Source organism: Arthrobacter sp. UC242_113, from assembly GCF_044054585.1.
Lineage (GTDB): Bacteria > Actinomycetota > Actinomycetes > Actinomycetales > Micrococcaceae > Arthrobacter.
In genome coordinates, this window is sequence record NZ_CP171968.1 from 2,883,188 (window position 1) to 2,902,118 (window position 18,931).

The following is an 18,931-nucleotide window of genomic DNA, read 5'->3' on the forward strand; positions in this document are numbered from 1 at the left end:
GCGACGGCGGACTCCCTTGGGGGGAGCCCGGCGTCGCCGTTTTTGCATGGCGGCCGGTTTAAGCCCGGCAAAGCCGGCGTATGCAAGATCGCGGCTCATGCAAGACTGGGCGCATGACGCACGTAGACCTGGGCGGCACAGGCGCTTCCGCCGGCGGATCGAAGAACCTTCGCGGCTACCTCGCCACCCCCGGCGGCACAAGCCCCTTTCCCGGCGTGGTGATGATCCACGAGGCGTTCGGCCTCACCGGCCAGATCCGCCGCCACGCCGACCGGCTGGCTGCGGCCGGCTATCTCACCCTCGCCGTCGACCTCTACAGCGACGGCGGCCCGCGCCGCTGCCTGGTCGGCACCATGAAATCCATGATGACGGGCGAAGGCCGGGTCTTTGCCGACCTCGCCGCCGCACGCTCATGGCTTCAGGCATCGCTCCTCTCCACCGGCCGGACGGGCGTCATCGGCTTCTGCATGGGCGGAGGGTTCGCACTGCTGGCGGCCAACGACGGCTTCGACGCCGCGTCAGTGAACTACGGCCGACTCCCCCGCAACCTCGAGCCGGCCCTCCGGGGCGCGTGCCCGCTCGTCGCGAACTATGGCGCGCAGGACCGCACCCTGCGGGGCGCGGCGGCCAGACTGGAATCCGCCCTGGCCGCGGTCGGCGTCGAACACGACGTCAAGGAGTTCCCGGCGGCGGGGCACTCGTTCCTGAACGACCAGGAGGAAGGATCGCGGGCACTGCGCCCGCTGGCGCGCGTGATGGGGATTGGCCCGGATCCGTCCGCCGCCCCGGAGGCATGGCGCCGGATCGAGGACCACTTCGCCCGGCACCTCAAGGAATCTCCAACGACTGCTCCGTAGGCGCCCTTTTGGAGGCCCAAAAGGGCGCCTACGGAGCAGTCGACGATGGAGGAAACTGCGACGGCGGGCGCCTCCGAAATGGAGGGCCCGCCGTCGTAATCAAAACAGAACGCTAGCTGAAGAGTTCGCTCTTCGGCTCGTTGTTCTTGACCTTCTGCCAGCCGAGCCACAGAACCAAGGCGAAGAACGGAACGGTGGCAAGGGTCCACAGTCCGAGGTGGAAGACTTCGCCGGTCTTGCTGGTCATGGTGTCGAAGCCGATCAGCACAGTAATCGCGAGCAGGCCCACGAGCCCGGCCCAGCTGGACCAGGGCGATCCCGGCATCGGAAGGCTCGAAACCTGGCCCTTGCGGTGCCGCAGCGCGATCTGGCTCGCGAAGATGGCGCCCCACGTGAAGATGACGCCGATGGACGCGGTGTTGAGCGCGAGGTCGAACGCGTGCGAGCCGCCCAGCCAGATGTTGAGCAGGATGCCCACCAGGTAGAACGCGGCGATGGCCAGGATCGCGGCGTACGGAACATGGCGCTTGGACATCCGGGTGAGCCACTGCGGGGCATGCCCGTTGTTGGCCATGGTGCGGAACACGCGGCCGATCGAGTAGAGGCCCGAGTTGCAGGACGAAAGGGCGGCCGTGATGACCACCATGTTCATCACGTCGCCCACCCAGCCCAGGCCCATCTGGCCAAACACGGTGACGAACGGTGAGGTGCCGGCCTTGTACTGGTCGGACGGGAGAAGCATGGCCAGCAGGGTGACGGAACCGACGTAGAACACCACAATGCGGAGCACGACGGCGCGGATCGCCTTGGGCACTTCGCGTTCCGGATTCTGCATCTCGCCGGCGGTGATGCCGACGAGCTCGATGCCGTTGTACGCGAAGATGACGGCGTTCAGGACCAGGACCATCACCAGGGCGCCCTTGGGGAACAGCCCGCCGTCCGCCGCGAAGAGGTTGGCCACCGAGGCGTGGCCGTCGCCGACCCTGGCGTTGGTGACCACCATGAAGGTGCCCACGGCCAGGAAGATCAGGATGGCGCCCACCTTCAGGCAGGATGCCCAAAACTCGAATTCGCCGAACGCCTTGACGCTGAGCAGGTTAACCGCCACCAGCAGGGCCAGCGCGGCGATGGCGGAGACTTCCACCGGCACGTTCGGGAAGAAGAACTGGAAGTAGAGGCCGATCGCGATTAGCTCCGCGATCCCGGTCATGCCCCAGTTGATGAAGTACATCCAGCCGGCCAGGTAGGCGCCCTTCTTGCCGAACATCTCACCGGAGTAGCTGACGAACGAGCCGGAGGTCTGGCGGTACATGACGAGTTCGCCGAGGGCGCGCATCAGCAGGTAGGCGATGACGCCGGCGATGGCGTAGGAGAAAATCAGCGCGGGGCCGGTGGAGGCCAGGCGGCCGCCTGCGCCCATGAAGAGGCCGACGCCGATGGCGCCGCCCATGGCGATCATGGTGACGTGGCGCCGGCCCAGGGTCTTCTTGTAGCCCTCGGCGCTGAGGGTCGAGTCGACGGCGGCGGATGGAGCCGTCGGGCTCATAAGTTCTGTTGGGGTACTTTGAGGCACAACTGTTCCTTGTAGGTCGGGGGTTGCCGTGGATAGGGCACTGCCGGTTCCGGAACCTGGAGTTTTTGTACAGATAATTCGACTTCAGGCCCTCTTGAGGACCGTATGTGTACAAAAGCTCGTGGAGCATCGAAGGTTCGCACGGCCTATCCATCGTACAAGATTCCCCGAGCGGTGCGTGACGGGGACAACATTCCCCGCCGGAACGGGCGCCGGGCACGTCGCGGCCGGCGCTACCCGCACGTCGTCAGATCGGGGGCTCCAGGCGCCGGCGGAGCAGGCAGAACTCGTTGCCCTCGGGGTCGGCCAGGACGTGCCACTGCTCGTCGCCGGTCTGCCCGACGTCGGCGGGAGTGGCGCCGAGGGCGAGCAGCCGTTCGAGCTCGGCGTTCTGGTCCCGGTCGACCGGGTTGACGTCGATGTGCAGCGGGAGCTTTCCGCTCCGCGGGTTGTTGCTGCGGCTCAGGATGATGGTGGGCTGCAGCCCGCCGAACCCGGCGCCGGGCGGGCCGATCTCGATCGCACCGTCCTCCCGGTCGAGCTCGACATAGCCGAGCACCTCGCTCCAGAACCGCGCGAGCAGTTCAGGGTCGGCGCAGTTGAGGACCAGTTCGCTGATACGGCAAGCCATGAACTTCAGTGTACGGAGGCGCATGGCGGGAAGGCAGCACCTTTTCCGCCCCGCGATATGCCGTCCCCTGCCCGCGGGACGCCGTCCCTGACCTGCGGGGATGCCGTCTCTAATTCGAATGGAGAAAAGGCTCCCGGCGGGGCCCGGTTCCGGCTACTGTGAGCACCATGGCCGGGGATCCGTTCCCGGCCATGGCACCGCACCGTCTCATGCGGACGCCGGCACTTGCGCCATTTGTTCAGGGGGAACTATGAGAAAGAGAGCTCTACTGCTGCCGGCCGCCTTGCTGCTGGCAGCCTCGGGGTGTTCCGGCGGGGGCAGCGGCCCCTCCGGGCCAAGCCCCAGCGCATCACCAGCCACTACGACGGCGGTGTCCCAGACGCCGTCGGAATCCTCACCACCCACCACGGCCCCTGTCCTCCCCACCGATGTGTCCACATCGCTCAACGCGATCGACGCCCTGCAGGAGCACACCTGCGAGGCCGGCGCGGACGGTCAGTGGACGTTCAAGGGGACCCTGGTCAACTCCACGGACAAAGCCAAGACCTACACCGTGGCCATCGCGGTCACTGTCGGCGCGGCAGTCCAGGGCCACACCCTGATCACGGAAACCGTCCAGGCAGGGAAATCGGCTGAGGTTTCTGCCGAGAACTTCGCCAAAACCACGGGCCAGGCCGGCACGTGCGAACCCGTTGTCTCGGTGGAGGACGCTTCGTGAAAAAACCAATATTTGCGGCCGCCCTGCTCCTGAGCCTGGTGGCCGGGTCCCTTGCGTCCTCGCCCGCGCTCGCGGTTGATTCCGCCCCTCCACCGCCGGCCCAGGCAACGGAAACTTCGGATGCCTCCACGGCAGGCGCGGAAACACCCGGCACGGCCACGGTGACGCCAAGTCCCGGCACGACCACCGCGGAATCGCCTCAACCGGCAGAGTCCGTTGCCCCCGCGCCGTCAGAGCCGGCCCTGCCATCCCTGGCGCCTTCGCCGTCCGTGACACCCACGCCCACTGACTCTCCCGCACAGTCGGTGACGCCCTCGGCAACAGTTGCCCCCGCGCCGTCCGTGACGCCGTCGCCCACGGCCCCTCCCACCCCTGCTCCCGTCGTCGTCAAGGGCGCCATCGGCGTGAAATGGCGGGCCATGAACGGTGCTGCCGGGGTCCTGGGGGCGCCAGTGGCGAACGAAGTGTGCGGAGCGGGCCTTTGCTCCCAGACGTTCAAAGGCGGAACGATGTATTGGACCGCTGCCACCGGGGCACACCCCGTGCTCCTGGCAGCAGGACACACCGGCCCCTACTGGCACGCCAACGGCCGGGGCAAAGTCTTCGGCTACCCCGTCACGGACGAAGTGGCGGTTCCGGGAGGAACAGTTCAGAAAATGTCCACCGGCAGGCTCATCGCGTGGTCGGGGATGGGCACGTACCAAGTCTGGCTGCGGGGAGCGATCGGAGGTCATTGGAACACCCTCGGAGCAGTGAGCGTTCTTGGCCTGCCTGTGTCCAAGGAAACTTGCGGGCAACGGGGCGGCGGCTGCTACCAGAAGTTTGCCAAAGGAATCATCTACTGGAGCCCTGCCAGCGGGGCGCGGGCGGTGCGTCCGGGGAACTACGCCAAGTGGGTAGGCGTGGGCGGGTTGCCCGGTCCACTGGGATACCCGGTCAGCAGTGAAACCTGCGGCCAGCCGGCCGGGGGCTGCGTCCAGCGCTTCCAAGGGGGCGCCATTTATTGGTCCGCGGGAAGCGGGAACTGGGTCACCAAGGGCGGCATCGGCGCGCGGTACGCCGCCGCCGGTTCAACCCGAAGCGGGCTGGGTTATCCCACGGCCAACGAAAAATGCGTCCCGGGACAATGCATCCAGTCATTCCAGGCGGGCTACATCGGCTGGTCGACGACCGGAGGCACCCGCATCTACTCCATGACCGAGTGCGCCAAGCTGAACAACGGCCGGTCCAGGTATCCCACGTACGGCGCCAACCGGGTGCTGCTCACGTTCACGCAGGGCTACGGGCGCTCCTATGCGACAAATATCTACTGCGTCCGGGTGGCAGGGCTGTACGTGGCGGACTGGAAGACGGACGGCTACGTGGGGGCCTCCGGCTTCAAGGCGCCAGGGGTGCCCTCCGGCCCCACCCGCAACCTGTACTCACCCACCGGGTCCTACTCGGTAACCGAGGCATTCGGCCTGGGCAACCCGGGGACGCAACTCCCCTACCGCACGCTCAACCCCCGCTCCCGCTGGGGCGGCAACCCGTGGACCGCGACGTACAACAAGTACTTCGAGTCCTCGTCCTGGGTGGGCTGGGACGAGAACATGTGGTACTTCGCCACACGTGCCTCGCATGACTACCGCCAGGGCGTAGTCATCAACTACAACCGTCCCAACATCGTGCAGGACGCCGGCTTCGCCATCTTCCTGCACATGAACAAGGTCCCGACGGCGGGCTGCATCTCGCTGGACGACTGGGCCGTGGTGGATTACATCAAGAAATCGAAGCCGGGCGACCGCATCATCATGGGAACCTACGGCGCCCTCTTCCGGTAGCCACTCTTCGTAGCGGCAGGAAACCCAGACGGTTCAAAACCCAAGCGGTAAATAACCCCAGGCCCCGCGGCACACCCGCGGGGCCTGGGTTATTTCTGCCGGCAAGCGGAGGTTCAGGCAGGCAGTGCCACCTTTTCCAGCGTGCCCTCCGCCATCGTGTACCTGAGCCACGTGCCCGGCTTCCCTTCGCCGGAGCGGCCGCGGGACCTGTCCGCGCAGCCGTCGAACCATTCACCCAGGGCCCGGTCATGGCTGACCATCACAACGGTTCCGCTGAAGTCCGCGAGCGCCGATTCCAGTTCCTCCACGAGCACGGGGGCCAGATGGTTGGTGGGCTCGTCGAGGAGCATGACCTCGTTATGGCCCAGCAGGAGCCGGGCGAGCGACAGCCTGCGCTGCTGGCCGGCGGAAAGGGCACCCACCGGAACATGGAACTCGCTGGTGCGGAAGAGGCCCAGCCGCAGCAGCGCCTCGGCGTGGTCGTCGATGTTCCCGCCCAGCCCGGCGGCAAAGGCCGGAAGCAACCGCAGGGATGGATACGCGGGCAGCTCCAGCTCCTGCTGGAGATAGCCGATCCGGCCGTGGCGCACCACCTGGCCCGCGGCAGGCTCGAGGGTGCCGGCCAGAACGGAGAGCAGCGTGGACTTCCCGGCGCCGTTGGGTCCGGTGATGAGGATTTTCTGCCCACGGTCCACACGGAACTCGGGCACGTCCAGCCGGCCCGGGACCTGCGTGTTGCGGGCGTGCAGGACCCTCTCGGCCGTGTCACGGGGTTGCCCGGCGCCGTTCGCCCCGGCGTTGTTCGCCCCGGCGCCGTCCAGCCCGGCGTCGAGCTTCAGGCGTTCTGGCGGGCGCTCCACCGGGTTGTCCTCCAGGCGGCGCAATCGCTCCTGGGCATTGCGGACCTTGCTGGCCGCGGCGCGCTGCCAGGTGCCAGTCTTGAAGTCGAAAGCCGCCTTGTCGTTGTCACGCCGGCGCGCATAGCCCATCCGGTCCGCCACGGTGTCCGCCTGCCGCCGTTCCGAGGCCATGGCGTCGAGCCAGCCGTGGTACTGCTGTGCCCAGCGCTGGCGCTCGGCCCGCTTCTCCTTCAGGTAGCCGTCGTAGCCGTTGCCGTAACGGTTCACCGTGCGCCGCTCGGCGTCCACCTCGATGACGGCCGCGGCGATTTTCCGCAGGAGCACGCGGTCGTGGGAGACCACCACCACAGCTCCCCGGTGGGCAGCGAGGCGGCCCTCGAGCCAGGCAGTTCCGCTGGCGTCCAGGTGGTTTGTGGGCTCGTCCAGGAGCAGGATGTCCGCGGGGTCGGCCAGCAGGCAGGCCAGCGCGACGCGCTCCTGCTCTCCGCCTGAAAGCGACCCCAGTGCCCTGCCGCGGTCCACCCCGCCCAGGCCCAGCCGGTCCAATGCCGCCTCCACACGGGATTCCGCGGCGTAGCCGTCGCGCAGCTGGTACTGCGTCTGCAGGTTCCCGTACGCCTCGAGTTCGTTTGGTCCGGCCGCCGCCAGGCCGTCCTCCAGCCGTTCCAGCTCAAATTCCATCTCCCGGAGCGCGAGGAGTGCATTGTCGATCGCGTCGGCCACGGTCAGCCGGGCGGGCAGCCCCGACGTCTGCGCCAGGTATCCCACCCGGCCGTGCCGCCGGACCGTGCCGCCTGACGGCGCCTCGATTCCCGCCAGGATCCGCAGCAGGGTGGACTTGCCTGCGCCGTTCTCACCCACGACGGCGGCATGCTCCCCCGCAGCGATCGCCAGGTCGACGCCGGTGAAGAGTTCGCGGTCCCCGTAGCCGTGGGAGACGCCGGACAGGTGGAGCTGTTCGGTGCGGAAATTTGGTTCAGTCATGGGAAGTCCTTGCAGTCCAAAGTGCGGCCCCGGAGCTGGGAGCTCTACGGGGCCTGGTCTAGGGCCATGTCGACGCCGGAGGATGCCGGCGTCGGGTTCTAGGACTTCATGGGTCAAGCCTGCCCGCCAGCGGGCGGCCCCGTCAAGGTTCGGCGGGCGCTGGCGCACTACGCTGTGAGCGCGAACGGACAGTTGTGGCCCTAATTGGCCAGTCCTGCGGGGCCGCAACTGTCCGTTCGCGCGGGGGTTGGCGCATTACGCTGGAAGCATGGTGAATACCAGACGCATGCTCCCGACTCCGCGGCCGGATCTCTACCGGTTTTCGCCGCTGGACCTCACGGCCGTGGGGCTTTATGTCGCCGTCGCGGCCTTCTTCGCGCTGGCCGGGGAACTGATCCTGCCGCTGCTGCGCGAACTGGCCCCGACGCCGGCCGTCGCGTCCTACGGCGTGAACCTCCTCTTCTACGGCGGCATCGGCGCCCTGGCGCTGTTTGCCGCCCACGGGGTGGTGACCCGGGACCTGAAAGTGCTTGCCACCCGGCCCTGGTTCACGCTCGCGATGGTGCCGCTGGCCGTCGTCGCCATGATGATTGTCACCGCGATCCTGGTGGCCGTGGGCGGGACCACCGAGACGTCCGCCAACCAGGCCGGGCTGCAGGCGCTCATGCGGCAGGTGCCCGTCTGGCTCATGGTGCCGCTGATCGTTGTGGTGGGCCCGTTCGTCGAGGAGTACGTGTTCCGGCACCTGCTGATCGGGAAACTGAGCCGGCGGGTCAACATCTGGATCTGCTGCGGGCTGTCCGTGGTCCTATTCGCGGCCCTGCACATCGTGGGCCAGGAAGCGGTCACCCTCCCCGCGCTCATGCCGTACCTGGCCATGGGCGCCACGCTGGTGTTCGTCTATGTGTGGACAGGGAGGAACCTGATGTTCTCCTACTTCGTCCATGCCACCAAGAACCTGCTCGCTGTGGTCTTCTTGTACGCCATCCCGCCGGAGCTCCTGGACCAGCTGCAGCGGGCCCAAAGCTAGAGTCGCACGAGCCCGTCCCGTGGGTGACCCGGCCCCCTATCCGGAGGCGGCGCCATCGTCGTAGTTTGGTGCCATGGGACTCAACATTCAGATCGCCATCGACTGCAAGCACCCGCATGACCTCGCCGACTGGTGGGCCGAAACGCTGGACTGGTCAGTGGAGCCGCAGGACGAGGGCTTCATCCGGTCCATGATCAGCCAGGGCTTCGCCACGGAAGACCAGACCATGACGCACAACGGGAAGCTCGTGTGGAAGGAGGGCGCGGCGATCCGGCCCACCGAGGAACTCGACGCCAAGGCACCCGCCCGGCGCCTGCTGTTCCAGATCGTGCCGGAGCAGAAGACCATCAAGAACCGCGTGCACTGGGACGTCCGGCTCGATGGCCGGGACAAGGATGACGTCCGCGCGGAGCTGGAAGCCCGCGGCGCCACCTTCCTGTGGACGGCCAGCCAGGGCCCGCACGAATGGCACACCATGGCGGACCCCGAGGGCAACGAGTTCTGCATCAGCTAAGCGGATTACTAGACTTGGACGGTGAGCAACGAATTCCCCGCCAAGGTATCCGACGTCTTTGACCCGTCCCGCTGGCGCACCGTGTCCGGCTTCGACGACTTCCAGGACCTGACCTACCACCGGCAGGTGGAGCGGTCCGGCGACGGCACCGTGGCACGGGACCTGCCCACCGTCCGCATCGCGTTCAACCGCCCGGAGGTCCGCAACGCCTTCCGCCCGGGGACCGTGGACGAGCTCTACCGTGCCATGGACCACGCACGGATGACGCCGGACGTGGCCACCGTGCTGCTCACCGGCAACGGCCCCTCCCCCAAGGACGGCGGGCACTCGTTCTGCTCCGGCGGGGACCAGCGGATCCGGGGACGGGACGGCTACCGCTATGCCGACGGCGAGACCCAGGAAACCATCGATCCCGCCCGTGCCGGGCGGCTCCACATCCTGGAAGTCCAGCGGCTCATGCGGACCATGCCCAAGGTGGTCATCGCCGTCGTCAACGGCTGGGCGGCCGGCGGCGGGCACTCGCTGCACGTGGTCTCCGACCTCACCATCGCTTCGCGCCAGTTTGGAAAGTTCAAGCAGACGGACGCCACGGTGGGCAGTTTCGACGCCGGCTACGGCTCGGCGCTGCTGGCCCGGCAGATCGGCCAGAAGGCCGCCCGCGAGATCTTCTTCCTTGCCCGTGAATATTCCGCAGAGGACATGGTCCGGATGGGGGCCGTAAACGAGGCCGTTGACCACGAACGCCTGGAGGAGGTGGCGCTGGAATACGCCGCTGACATCGCCCGGCAGTCACCGCAGGCCATCCGGATGCTCAAGTTCGCCTTCAACCTTGCCGACGACGGCCTGGCCGGCCAGCAGGTGTTCGCCGGCGAGGCCACCCGGCTGGCGTACATGACGGACGAGGCCGTGGAGGGCAAGGAAGCCTTCCTGCAAAAGCGCGACCCCGACTGGTCCCGGTTCCCGCACTACTTCTAAGCCCGCACTCGTCGGAAGGCACCCCATGCTCCCCAGGCCCGCGCACCTCATGCCCGCACAACGCAGGCGCCCGCAACGCAGGCGCCCGCAGTGAATATCGAGCCGGCCCTCAAGGCGCTGGCGGCCGCCCTCCACGGTGAGGGTCCCGCCGTCGAACTCTCCGCCGGCCCCGACGGCGAGCCGGTGGTGACGCCGGTCCCGACGCCCGGGTTCGAGGACGCCGTCGCCGTGGTGCGCACGTCCGGGTCCACCGGGACGCCCAAGGCGACGGTCCTGACGGTGGATGCGCTGGCGGCGTCGTCGATGGCCACCGCCTTCGCGCTCAAGGGCGAGGGGCAGTGGCTGCTGGCCCTGCCGCTGCAGTATGTGGCGGGCGTGCAGGTACTGGTGCGGTCGCTGTTCGCCGGCACCCGGCCCTGGGCCATGGACCTGTCCGGAGGCTTCACGGCCGAGGGCTTCACCGCTGCGGCACTTGAGCTGACCGACAACATCCGCTTCACGTCGCTGGTGCCCACGCAGCTGCAGCGCCTGCTCGCCAGCCCGTCGGCGGATACGCTGGCCGTGCTGCGCCGATTTAACGGCATCCTGCTTGGCGGCGCCCCGGCCTCTGCGGAGCTTCTCGAGTCCGCTCGCGACGCCGGCCTCCGGGTGGTCACCACTTATGGCGCGGCGGAAACCTGCGGCGGCTGCGTGTACGACGGCTATCCACTCGAGGGCGTGGCCCTGCGGCTCGCCGAAGACGGCCGGATCCACCTGGGCGGGGCCACCCTCGCGGCCGGCTACCTGGGCGCGGCGCGGCAGACGGCCGAAGCCTTCATAGAGGAGGACAGCGGCCGCTGGTACCGCACCAACGACCTCGGCACCCTCGATGACGATGGCCGGCTCACGGTGCTGGGCCGCGCCGACGACGTCATCATCACCGGCGGCGTCAAGGTTTCCGCCGCGCACGTGCAGGCGGAGCTGGAAAAGTCCGACGGCGTCACCGCGGCTTTTGTTGCCGGCGTCGAGTCCGCGAAATGGGGCCAGGCCGTGGCGGCCTATGTGGCAGTCTCTGGGAGCGCGCCCGGGGACGGCGCCGGTGGCGCTGCACGCGACGGGGCCGCGTGGGCCGAGGAATGGCACCGCACGCTGGGGCTGCTGGCCCCCAAGACCGTCCTTCCGGCCGGAGAGCTGATCATGCTGGCCAACGGCAAGCCGGACCGGCTGGCCATGATTGAACGGCTCAACGCACTCCATCAGGGAAAATAGAGTAGTCCTGCCGCGCCGCTGCGGCTTGCGTGTGCCCAGCGCACGCCCATGCATTTTTTGAACGCATCACCGACCCAACGCGAGGTACTTACCGTGGCAACAGCCGCACAATGGATCCAAGGCGCCCGGCTACGCACGCTGCCGGCCGCGATCGCCCCCATCCTGATCGGCTCGGCGGCGGCCTACGAGATGGCTTCCTTCCGTCCGCTCAATGCGGTCCTGGCGGCCCTCGTGGCGCTGCTGCTGCAGATCGGCGTCAACTACGCCAACGATTACTCGGACGGGATCCGCGGGACGGACGAGAACCGGGTGGGGCCGCTGCGTCTGGTCGGTTCCGGTGCCGCCCGCCCCGAGCACGTGAAATACGCCGCGTTCGGCGCCTTCGGCCTGGCGATGCTCGTGGGGCTGGTACTGGTCATCATCACCCAAACCTGGTGGCTGCTGCTGGTGGGTGCGGGCTGCGTGATGGCGGCCTGGGGCTACACCGGAGGTAAGAACCCGTACGGCTACATGGGCCTTGGCGACGTTTTCGTGTTCGTCTTCTTCGGCCTCGTGGCCACCCTTGGCACCACCTACACCCAGGCCGGGCAGATCGGCCTGCCGGCCGTGATTGGCGCCATCGGCACGGGGCTTATCGCGTGCGCCCTGCTCATGGCCAACAACGTGCGGGACATCCCGTCGGACATCGAGGCCGGGAAGAAAACACTGGCGGTGCGGCTGGGCGACAAGCACGCCCGCGAGAGCTACGTGCTGATGCTGGCCGTGGCCATCCTGCTGGTGGTCATCCTGGCGCCCACGCGGCCATGGATGCTGATCGTGCTGCTCCTGATCCCGGCCTGCCTGATGCCGGCCTGGCTCATGATCAACGGACGGAAGCGCAAGAGCCTCATCCCGGTCCTGAAGCAGACAGGCCTCATCAACCTCGGCTACGCCGTGCTGTTCTCGCTGGGACTCGTGCTGAGCAGCGGGCTTTAAGCCCAGGCGCCTCGCTGTAGGCTAGGCGCCTTCACCGCGGGGTTCGCGGTTCTTGGCATCGTTCCGGATGGTGACGTCCGGGTGGGTGTCGACGAGGCGGTCCTCGGCCTGGGCATCGTCCACCTCACCGGCGGTGCGGATGGGCTTGGCACGCCCGGAGAAGCGGGCATGCAGGGACGCCGTTGCCGCATCGCGCTGCTTCTGGAAGAAGAGGTAGCTGATGGCGAAGGAAATCAGCCCTGCACAGATGACGGCCAGAAACCACCCCAGCTGCAGGAAGACGAACAGCACAAACAGGGGCAGAAAGATTGCGAACCGGATCAGGGAGTATTTCAGAAAAGCCACGATCCAAGTTTAGCCGTCCTGCCTGAACGTATCCTGCCGGTGGCATGGGCGCTCTGCTCCCCGTTGCTCCGGACGTCTCCGGGCGCGTGTCCTGGGCAGGGCGGGTGTCATCTGGGAACGCCGTTCGGAATTTTGCTGGCGCATTACTGTGGGCATACTGTAATCTCCGCCGGGGCACACGGCGGCTAGACTGATTGCATGCCTCGTGTCGCCATTGCAGTCGCCATACTCGCCCTCTACGTCTACGGACTGGTGGACGTTATCCGGACTGATGGACGTCTCACGCGCGGGTTCTCCAAAACAACCTGGATCATCATGGTTGCGCTCCTGCCGCTCATCGGTGCCGCGCTGTGGTTCCTGATCGGCCGCCCCCGCGCAACGGCTGTGACCCAGCCTGTCTACCAGCACCACCCCACCGCCCCCGACGACGACCCCGACTTCCTGCGGAACCTCGAGCAGCGCCGCCGCCAGGCCGAGGCGGAACGGCTCCGCAAGCTGAGGGACGACGCCGCCCGGAAGAACCAGGCCGACGGCGGACCCCACCGCTCGGGCAGCACGGGCACGGGAACGACGGGCGCTGCCACTCCGGGCACCACCAGCGGCGGTTCGGATGCCGGCGGCCCGGCTGCCGGTGAGCCGGGTCCACGCAAGCCGGGCGCAGCAGGCGAGGCAAACGCCGAAGGCAACCCCGAGGCGAAGTAGCACCCGCCGTCGCACGTGACGGCACCCTCACACCCTTCACCGCGCCGTTTTGCCGAAACTGACTGCCCCGCGGCCTCGATTTACCAAAAGCGGCCGCCCAACAGCAGGCTGGGCGGCCATTTTTGGTAGATCAGCGAAGCAGGTCATCGCCCACTATTCCTCCACACTGGGCCTAAATTGTGGACAACGGAACGCGGGCACACTTTGGGCAGCAGAATGCTCCTATGCCGCGTCCACGTCCTCTTCCTCCCGCCCTGCAGGCACAGCCGTTTACCATCCGCCAGGCCACAGCTGCCGGCCTGACCCGCAGGCGTGTGCGCGCCCTGGACCTGGCGAGCCCCTGCCACGGCGTACGTGCCCCGGCTGCAGTGGAGATTACCCTCCTCATCCGGGCGCGCGGGCTTGCACTCGCCACCGGGGCCGTCGTCAGCCACCTTTCCGCCGCGGCGCTTTGGGGTTTCCCACTGCCCCTGTGTTTCGAGGATCACAAGATAATCCATCTGACCAGCAGGGACGGCGCCAGGGCCGTGCGGCGGAAGAACGTCTGCGGCCACCGGCTTCCGCTCCCGGAAGACGAAATCTCCGACGGCCGTTACGTAGCCTGCACGTCACCGCTTCGGACCTGGTTCGACCTCGCCGGCATCCTCACACTGCAAGACCTGGTCATTGCCGGCGACTTCCTTCTGCGCCGCAAAGCGCCCCTCGCCACGCCGGAGGCATTGGACGCTTTCCTCGAAGAGAAGAAGGGCCGGGCTGGCTACCCCAAGGCCAAGAAGGCCAGGGCCCTCATCCGCGCGAACACCGATTCCCCGAAGGAGACCGAGCTGCGCCTTCTGCTCACAGCCGCGGGACTTCCCGAACCACGAATCAACGTTCCCATGTTTGACGAGACCGGCGGCTGGGTCCAGGATCCGGATCTGTCGTACGAAGAGTTCAAGATTGCCATCCAGTACGACGGCGGCCACCACGCCACCCCGGCCCAGCGGAGAAGCGACATCTACCGCGACGAAAACGCACGTGGACTTGGCTGGCTCGTCTTAGTGCTAACGCAGTTGGACCTGGACCCCTTGGTACCGGGCATGGAGCCCAGCGCCGTCCTCAAGGTGCGCCGGGCCCTAACGAGCCGTGGCTGGAAGTCCGCACGCTAGTCGGCCGTCGACCGGGCGGCCGAGCACACCGTCACCCAGGACACCCGCCGACGGTCTGTGCCTTCACCGCTTTCGCCAAAAAAGGCCGCCCAGCAGCAAGCTGAGCGACCCCTTTCGGTAAATCGAGGAGCCCACGCGGCCATTTTTGGTAAATCGGCGAGCCCCTCAAGCCGGCGGCCCAAGCCCTCGCCGTTTCGCCAAAAAAGGCCGCCCAGCAGCAAGCTGCGCGACCCTTTTCGGTAAATCGAGGAGCCAAAGCGGCCCTTTTTGGTAAATCGACGATGCCTGCCGAGCGAGGCCCCGCCGAAGGAGGCTACAGAACCCCCTACAGCCCCGAGTACGAGTGCAGGCCGTTGAAGAACTGGTTCACGATGGTGAAGTTGAAGACCACGCACAGGTAACCCACGATCGACAGCCAGGCCGCGCGGGTCCCCGTCCAGCCGCGGGTGGCGCGGGCGTGCAGGTAGCCGGCGTAGACCACCCAGATCACGAAGGTCCACACTTCCTTGGTGTCCCAGCCCCAGAAGCGTCCCCAGGCCTTCTCGGCCCAGATTGCACCGAACATGAGGGTGAATGTCCAGCCGATGAAGGCGATCGCATTGATGCGGTAGGACAGGTTCTCGAGGCTCAGAGCGGACGGCACCAGGCGCATGAATCCCAGCTTGTCGGCACCTCCGGCGGCGATGGTCCTCTGCCGGTGCGACTGGACCAGCTGCAGCGCGGACATGGCGAAGGTCAGGGTGAACAGGGCCGAGGACAGCACGGCGATGGAGACGTGGATGATCAGCCAGTAGCTCTGCAGCGCGGGCACCAGGTGTCCGACCGGCGTCCAGAACGCAACGGAAGCGGCCACCAGCATGATGACCACCAGGCCCACCACGAACGTGCCGAGGAAGCGCAGGTCGCGGCGTATCAGCACCACGAGGAACACGGCCGCGGCCACGAACGCGCCGGTGGTGAGGAACTCGTACATGTTGCCCCAAGGGACACGGCCGGCGCCGACAGCGCGGGTCAGCACGGCGGCGGCATGGATTGCGGCGCCGAGGACGGTCAGTGCCACGGCCACGCGTGCGGGGGCGCGGCGTTCGCCGTAGCGCATGCTGTCGTCGGCGGTCTGTCCGGCGCCGCTCGCAGAGGAGGAGGCGTACGACGACGGCCGCTCGGCACGGTCTGCCGGTCCGGACAGGCGGCCTTCACCGCTGCCCGCGGGCCGCGACGTGGCTGCTCCTGCGGACGCGCCCGCCGCCACCGGAACCTTGGCGGAAGTATCCGCCGACGCACCTGCAGCTGCGGCCTTGAGGTCAATCGCCTTCAGGGACTTGCTGCTTTTGGCCAGGTCCCACGCGAACGCGATGAAGGCGACGGTGTAGGTGCCGGCCGCCAGCAGCATGAAGAGCTCGCTGTACTGGCCCATGGTCTCGTTGATGGGAAACATTACTGGTCCTTCTTCGGCTCAGGCGAGCCTGCTGGTGAGGAGTTGGAAGGTGCTGTTTCGGGGTTGTCTGCGTCCAGGTTCCACTGGCCCGCCAGGAGGCTGCGCAGCGCTGCGGCCTCGCCGGCCAGCCTGTGGTCCTCGCCGCGGGCCAGGAGGCCGTACTCCACCATGGTCCGGCCGTCCTCGTGGGTGCCGGTGCGCACCCAGACGCGACGGCGGTTCACGTAAAGCGAGACGATGAGGCCGGCCACGGCAAGCAGCGCGAAGATCAGCGCGGAAAGCTGCCCGGGGTTGTGGTGGATGTCCACGCCCACGTACTTCTTCACGCCGTCGAACGTGATGGACCCCTTGCCTTCGGGCAATGTGTAGGTGTTGCCAGGCGCGAGCGTGATGCCACCCGCCGCAGCCTTGCGGCTGTTGAGCTCCTTGAGGCCCTTGACGTCAAGCTCAAACACGTTCTGCGGCGCACCCTTGTCCAGGCCGAGGTCGCCGTAGTACGAGTTCAGGCTCAGCTGCGGGTTGATGAGGTCCGGGTCGCCGCTGAAGGAGATGCCCTGCTCGGTCACGAACGCAGTCGGCAGGAAGAAGCCGGCGAATCCCAGCTGGTCGGGCTTCGCGTCGGGCACCTTAATCACCACGGAGGAGTAGTAGTTCTCGCCCTGCAGCTTGGCCACCACGGGACCCTGCATGGCCACGTTGCCCTTGCCGTCGCGGACCGTGACCACTGGGGCGTAGCCGTTGCCCGTCAGGTAGATGCTGGTGCCACCGAGCGTGACGGGGTCGTTGACCTTGAGGACTTCCTTCTTGGCCGGCGCCCCGGGGTTTTCCTTGGTGGTGACGTCCGCCGTGAAGTCGATGGGCTGGCCGAACTTGCCCTGTGATTCGCGGTCGAACGTGGCCTGGAACTTGTCCAACTGGATCGAGTAGGGCTGGAGCTGGCCGCTCTGGAAGTTGGTGCCGGGCGTGAACTGGTCGTAGCCCACCAGGGTGTTCACGAACGTGTCACCCTCCACGAGGATCCGCTGGCCGCTGTAGCCGAACAGCCCGCCGACGGCCACGGACACCAGCACGCCGATCAGCGAGGTGTGGAAGACCAGGTTTCCCACTTCCTTCAGGAAGCCGCGCTCGGCCCCCAAAGACGGCCGCGCGCCGTCGTCGTGCCTTACCTCAACGCGATAACCGCGTTTCTTCAGCAGCGCCGCAGCGTCCTCGATGGCGTCCGACGCCGGGATCCCGGCGTCCGCCGGCACCACCAGGGTGCCGTACTCCGGTAGGCGGGAGAGCCGTTTCGGGGTGCGCGGCGGCTGCGAACGCATGGCCTTGTAGTGGGCGATGGCGCGGGGCACCACGCAGCCGATCAGCGAGATGAACAGCAGGATGTAGATGGCCGAGAACCAGGCCGAGGAGTAGACGTCGTACAGCTGCACCGAGTCCAGCAGTTTGCCGTAGTCGGGGTGGTCCTTGATGTACTGCGTGACCACGGAGGGGTTGGCCGGCCGCTGCGGGAACAGCGATCCGGGCACCGCGGCCACCGCCAGCAGCAGCAGGAGGAACAGCGCGGTCCGCATGCTGGTCAGCTGGGTCCAGGCCCAGCGGAGCATGCCCACGATGCCCAGGGACGGGAGGGCGGCTCCGGCCTTGGCGGCCTTCACGGCGTCCTTGGGCTCGCCATTATGGGCAGGCCCGGGCTGCGGGGCGTCCTCGGCCGGGGATTTCTCGGTTGACTTCACACGCTCGCTCATCAGATCGGCAACTTCACGTCGGTTTGGAACCAGTACTGCAACTCGGTGACCCAGGCTCCCCACAGACCCGTGGCCATCAGGATGCCCAGGACAATCAGGACTCCGCCGCCGGTGCGCTGGATGGCCAGCCGGTGTTTGCGGAAGAAGGACATGACGCCCGCGCCGCGGCGCACCGCCAGGGCGATCAGCAGGAACGGAATGCCCAGCCCAAGGCTATAGACGAAGGCCAGGAACGCACCCTTCGCGGCGGAGGAGCCGCCGGAGAGGCTCAGGAGCTGGACGGCTGAATAGGTGGGGCCAATGCAGGGCGCCCAGCCGAGGCCGAACGTGATTCCCAGCAGCGGCGCGCCCCAGAGGCCTGCCGGCGGTTTCGCGTGGATCTTGGCGTCGCGCTGGAACCAGGAGAAGCCGCCCATGAACACCACGCCCATCAGGATCACCAGGACGCCCAGGATCTGCGTGACCCAGGCGTTCTGCCCGCCCGAAATCAGCGAGCCCAGCTGCCCGAATGCGCCGCCGAGCAGCACGAAGATCACCGAGAAGCCGAGCACGAACAGGCCGATGCCGGCGAGCATGCGGCCGCGCTTCTGCTTCTGCAGGTCCACGCCGGTGAGACCCGTGACGTAGCCCAGGTATCCGGGGACCAACGGGAGCACGCACGGCGAGAGGAAGGACACGAGTCCGGCCAGCAGCGCCACGGGGATGGCGAGCAGCAGCGAACCGTTCAGGATGGCTTCGGCGAAGGGGCTGTTCACGGGAGGTTACTCTGCCACGGCAGACTGAATGAGAGCTTTGAGTGTGCCCTTCTCGATCTCCCCGAGCACACGCGACGCCACCCGGCCCTGCTTGTCCACCACGAGCGTCGTGGGGACGGCGCCCGGGGGCACCAGACCGGACACGGCCAGCAGCACGCTGCCGTCCTTGTCATAGAAGCTCGGGTAGGTAAGGCCGAAGGTCTTGTCGAAGGCGTCAGCCGTGGCCTTCTCATCACGCAGGTTCACGCCAAAGAACTGGACGCCCTTGGTCTTGAACTCCTGGTGGAGGGCCTCCAGGGACGGCGCTTCCACCCGGCAGGGGGCGCAGCCGGCGAACCAGAAGTTGAGCACGGTGACCTTGCCCAGGAAATCCTCGGGCGCGACGGCGGTGCCGTTGAAGAGGGTGCCCTGGATCTGGATGCCGGACTTGCGCTCCGCTGCGGCGAATTCCGTCACGGAGCCGTCGCCGGCCACGTAGTTCTTGTTGTCCCCGGCCTTGGCCTGCTTGGCCAAGGCGTCCTCCTGGGCGCAGGCGGACAAGCCCAGCGTGAACGCGGTGAGGGCCAGGCCGCCGGCGGCGAGGACGCTGCGGCGGGAACTCTTGGGTGATTCAGTCATA

At 67.4% G+C, this 18,931-nt stretch carries 18 protein-coding genes; 10 read left to right on the forward strand and 8 right to left on the reverse strand.

Annotated elements, in window-relative coordinates; translation table 11 throughout:
- The first annotated feature begins 113 nt into the window (after positions 1–113).
- Positions 114–857, forward strand: a complete 744-nt coding sequence (locus ACHMXB_RS13125; protein ID WP_395398891.1) for a dienelactone hydrolase family protein — start codon at positions 114–116, stop codon at positions 855–857.
- 112 nt (positions 858–969) lie between these two features.
- Here ACHMXB_RS13125 and ACHMXB_RS13130 read toward each other — a convergent pair whose 3' ends face one another.
- The gene (locus ACHMXB_RS13130) at positions 970–2,430 is read right to left on the reverse strand and encodes an amino acid permease (protein ID WP_395398893.1); all 1,461 of its coding nucleotides are present in this window, start codon (positions 2,428–2,430) and stop codon (positions 970–972) included.
- A 247-nt stretch (positions 2,431–2,677) separates the two neighbouring features.
- Positions 2,678–3,061 carry a VOC family protein gene (locus ACHMXB_RS13135; RefSeq protein WP_395398895.1) on the reverse strand — a complete coding sequence of 128 codons (384 nt, stop codon included), beginning with the start codon at positions 3,059–3,061 and terminating at the stop codon, positions 2,678–2,680.
- Between the two features lie 250 nt (positions 3,062–3,311).
- Between ACHMXB_RS13135 and ACHMXB_RS13140 the strand changes: the two genes are divergently transcribed.
- Entirely contained in the window at positions 3,312–3,779 is a 468-nt protein-coding gene (locus ACHMXB_RS13140; RefSeq protein ID WP_395398897.1) for a hypothetical protein, read from the forward strand.
- Positions 3,776–5,599 (forward strand): hypothetical protein, encoded by a 1,824-nt coding sequence (locus ACHMXB_RS13145; RefSeq protein WP_395398899.1) that lies wholly within the window; start codon positions 3,776–3,778, stop codon positions 5,597–5,599. Before ACHMXB_RS13140 ends, ACHMXB_RS13145 begins: the two co-directional genes overlap by 4 nt.
- A 113-nt stretch (positions 5,600–5,712) precedes the next feature.
- On the opposite strand, the gene ACHMXB_RS13150 is transcribed toward ACHMXB_RS13145, so the two are convergent.
- Positions 5,713–7,443, reverse strand: a complete 1,731-nt coding sequence (locus tag ACHMXB_RS13150; protein WP_395398901.1) for an ABC-F family ATP-binding cassette domain-containing protein — start codon at positions 7,441–7,443, stop codon at positions 5,713–5,715.
- A 268-nt stretch (positions 7,444–7,711) separates the two neighbouring features.
- Between ACHMXB_RS13150 and ACHMXB_RS13155 the strand changes: the two genes are divergently transcribed.
- From ACHMXB_RS13155 to ACHMXB_RS13175, 5 genes are all read left to right on the forward strand, one after another.
- A complete protein-coding gene (locus ACHMXB_RS13155) occupies positions 7,712–8,473 on the forward strand; it encodes a lysostaphin resistance A-like protein (protein WP_395398903.1) in 762 nt (253 codons plus the stop codon).
- A 73-nt stretch (positions 8,474–8,546) separates the two neighbouring features.
- Positions 8,547–8,987, forward strand: coding sequence for a VOC family protein (locus tag ACHMXB_RS13160; protein ID WP_395398905.1), 441 nt, complete (start codon positions 8,547–8,549; stop codon positions 8,985–8,987).
- A 21-nt stretch (positions 8,988–9,008) separates the two neighbouring features.
- Entirely contained in the window at positions 9,009–9,962 is a 954-nt protein-coding gene (locus ACHMXB_RS13165; RefSeq protein ID WP_395398907.1) for a 1,4-dihydroxy-2-naphthoyl-CoA synthase, read from the forward strand.
- Positions 9,963–10,052: 90 nt separating this feature from the next.
- Positions 10,053–11,210: an AMP-binding protein gene (locus ACHMXB_RS13170; protein WP_395398909.1), complete on the forward strand. Its 1,158-nt coding sequence runs from the start codon at positions 10,053–10,055 to the stop codon at positions 11,208–11,210.
- Between the two features lie 93 nt (positions 11,211–11,303).
- A complete protein-coding gene (locus ACHMXB_RS13175) occupies positions 11,304–12,185 on the forward strand; it encodes a 1,4-dihydroxy-2-naphthoate polyprenyltransferase (RefSeq protein ID WP_395398911.1) in 882 nt (293 codons plus the stop codon).
- A gap of 21 nt (positions 12,186–12,206) precedes the next feature.
- Here the strand turns inward: ACHMXB_RS13175 and ACHMXB_RS13180 are convergent, their stop codons facing one another.
- Positions 12,207–12,530, reverse strand: a complete 324-nt coding sequence (locus ACHMXB_RS13180; protein WP_214852757.1) for a DUF4229 domain-containing protein — start codon at positions 12,528–12,530, stop codon at positions 12,207–12,209.
- Positions 12,531–12,728: 198 nt separating this feature from the next.
- On the opposite strand from ACHMXB_RS13180, the gene ACHMXB_RS13185 reads away from it, so the two are divergent.
- Together ACHMXB_RS13185 and ACHMXB_RS13190 are read left to right on the forward strand one after the other, a co-directional pair.
- Complete coding sequence (locus ACHMXB_RS13185) at positions 12,729–13,232, forward strand: PLD nuclease N-terminal domain-containing protein (protein ID WP_395398913.1); 504 nt, start codon at positions 12,729–12,731, stop codon at positions 13,230–13,232.
- Between the two features lie 224 nt (positions 13,233–13,456).
- A complete protein-coding gene (locus ACHMXB_RS13190) occupies positions 13,457–14,380 on the forward strand; it encodes a hypothetical protein (protein ID WP_395398915.1) in 924 nt (307 codons plus the stop codon).
- Positions 14,381–14,705: 325 nt separating this feature from the next.
- On the opposite strand, the gene ccsB is transcribed toward ACHMXB_RS13190, so the two are convergent.
- From ccsB to ACHMXB_RS13210, 4 genes are read right to left on the reverse strand one after another with little or no spacing between them, the layout of a single operon-like run.
- On the reverse strand, positions 14,706–15,815 hold the full coding sequence (gene ccsB / locus ACHMXB_RS13195) for a c-type cytochrome biogenesis protein CcsB (protein ID WP_395398917.1): 1,110 nt from the start codon (positions 15,813–15,815) through the stop codon (positions 14,706–14,708).
- A complete protein-coding gene (locus ACHMXB_RS13200; RefSeq protein ID WP_395398919.1) occupies positions 15,815–17,557 on the reverse strand; it encodes a cytochrome c biogenesis protein ResB in 1,743 nt (580 codons plus the stop codon). Before ACHMXB_RS13200 ends, ccsB begins: the two co-directional genes overlap by 1 nt.
- Positions 17,557–18,312 (reverse strand): cytochrome c biogenesis CcdA family protein, encoded by a 756-nt coding sequence (locus ACHMXB_RS13205; protein ID WP_236805006.1) that lies wholly within the window; start codon positions 18,310–18,312, stop codon positions 17,557–17,559. The genes ACHMXB_RS13200 and ACHMXB_RS13205 overlap by 1 nt, the downstream gene beginning before the upstream one ends.
- A 6-nt stretch (positions 18,313–18,318) precedes the next feature.
- The gene (locus ACHMXB_RS13210; protein WP_395398921.1) at positions 18,319–18,930 is read right to left on the reverse strand and encodes a TlpA family protein disulfide reductase; all 612 of its coding nucleotides are present in this window, start codon (positions 18,928–18,930) and stop codon (positions 18,319–18,321) included.
- Between the last annotated feature and the right edge of the window lies 1 nt (position 18,931).

Coding starts and splice junctions, on each gene's coding strand:
- ACHMXB_RS13125 (WP_395398891.1), top strand. CDS start 114: ATGACGCACGTAGACCTGGGCGGCACAGGCGCTTCCGCCGGCGGATCG.
- ACHMXB_RS13135 (WP_395398895.1), bottom strand. CDS start 3,061: ATGGCTTGCCGTATCAGCGAACTGGTCCTCAACTGCGCCGACCCTGAA.
- ACHMXB_RS13140 (WP_395398897.1), top strand. CDS start 3,312: ATGAGAAAGAGAGCTCTACTGCTGCCGGCCGCCTTGCTGCTGGCAGCC.
- ACHMXB_RS13150 (WP_395398901.1), bottom strand. CDS start 7,443: ATGACTGAACCAAATTTCCGCACCGAACAGCTCCACCTGTCCGGCGTC.
- ACHMXB_RS13155 (WP_395398903.1), top strand. CDS start 7,712: ATGGTGAATACCAGACGCATGCTCCCGACTCCGCGGCCGGATCTCTAC.
- ACHMXB_RS13160 (WP_395398905.1), top strand. CDS start 8,547: ATGGGACTCAACATTCAGATCGCCATCGACTGCAAGCACCCGCATGAC.
- ACHMXB_RS13185 (WP_395398913.1), top strand. CDS start 12,729: ATGCCTCGTGTCGCCATTGCAGTCGCCATACTCGCCCTCTACGTCTAC.
- ACHMXB_RS13190 (WP_395398915.1), top strand. CDS start 13,457: ATGCCGCGTCCACGTCCTCTTCCTCCCGCCCTGCAGGCACAGCCGTTT.
- ccsB (WP_395398917.1), bottom strand. CDS start 15,815: ATGTTTCCCATCAACGAGACCATGGGCCAGTACAGCGAGCTCTTCATG.
- ACHMXB_RS13200 (WP_395398919.1), bottom strand. CDS start 17,557: ATGAGCGAGCGTGTGAAGTCAACCGAGAAATCCCCGGCCGAGGACGCC.
- ACHMXB_RS13210 (WP_395398921.1), bottom strand. CDS start 18,930: ATGACTGAATCACCCAAGAGTTCCCGCCGCAGCGTCCTCGCCGCCGGC.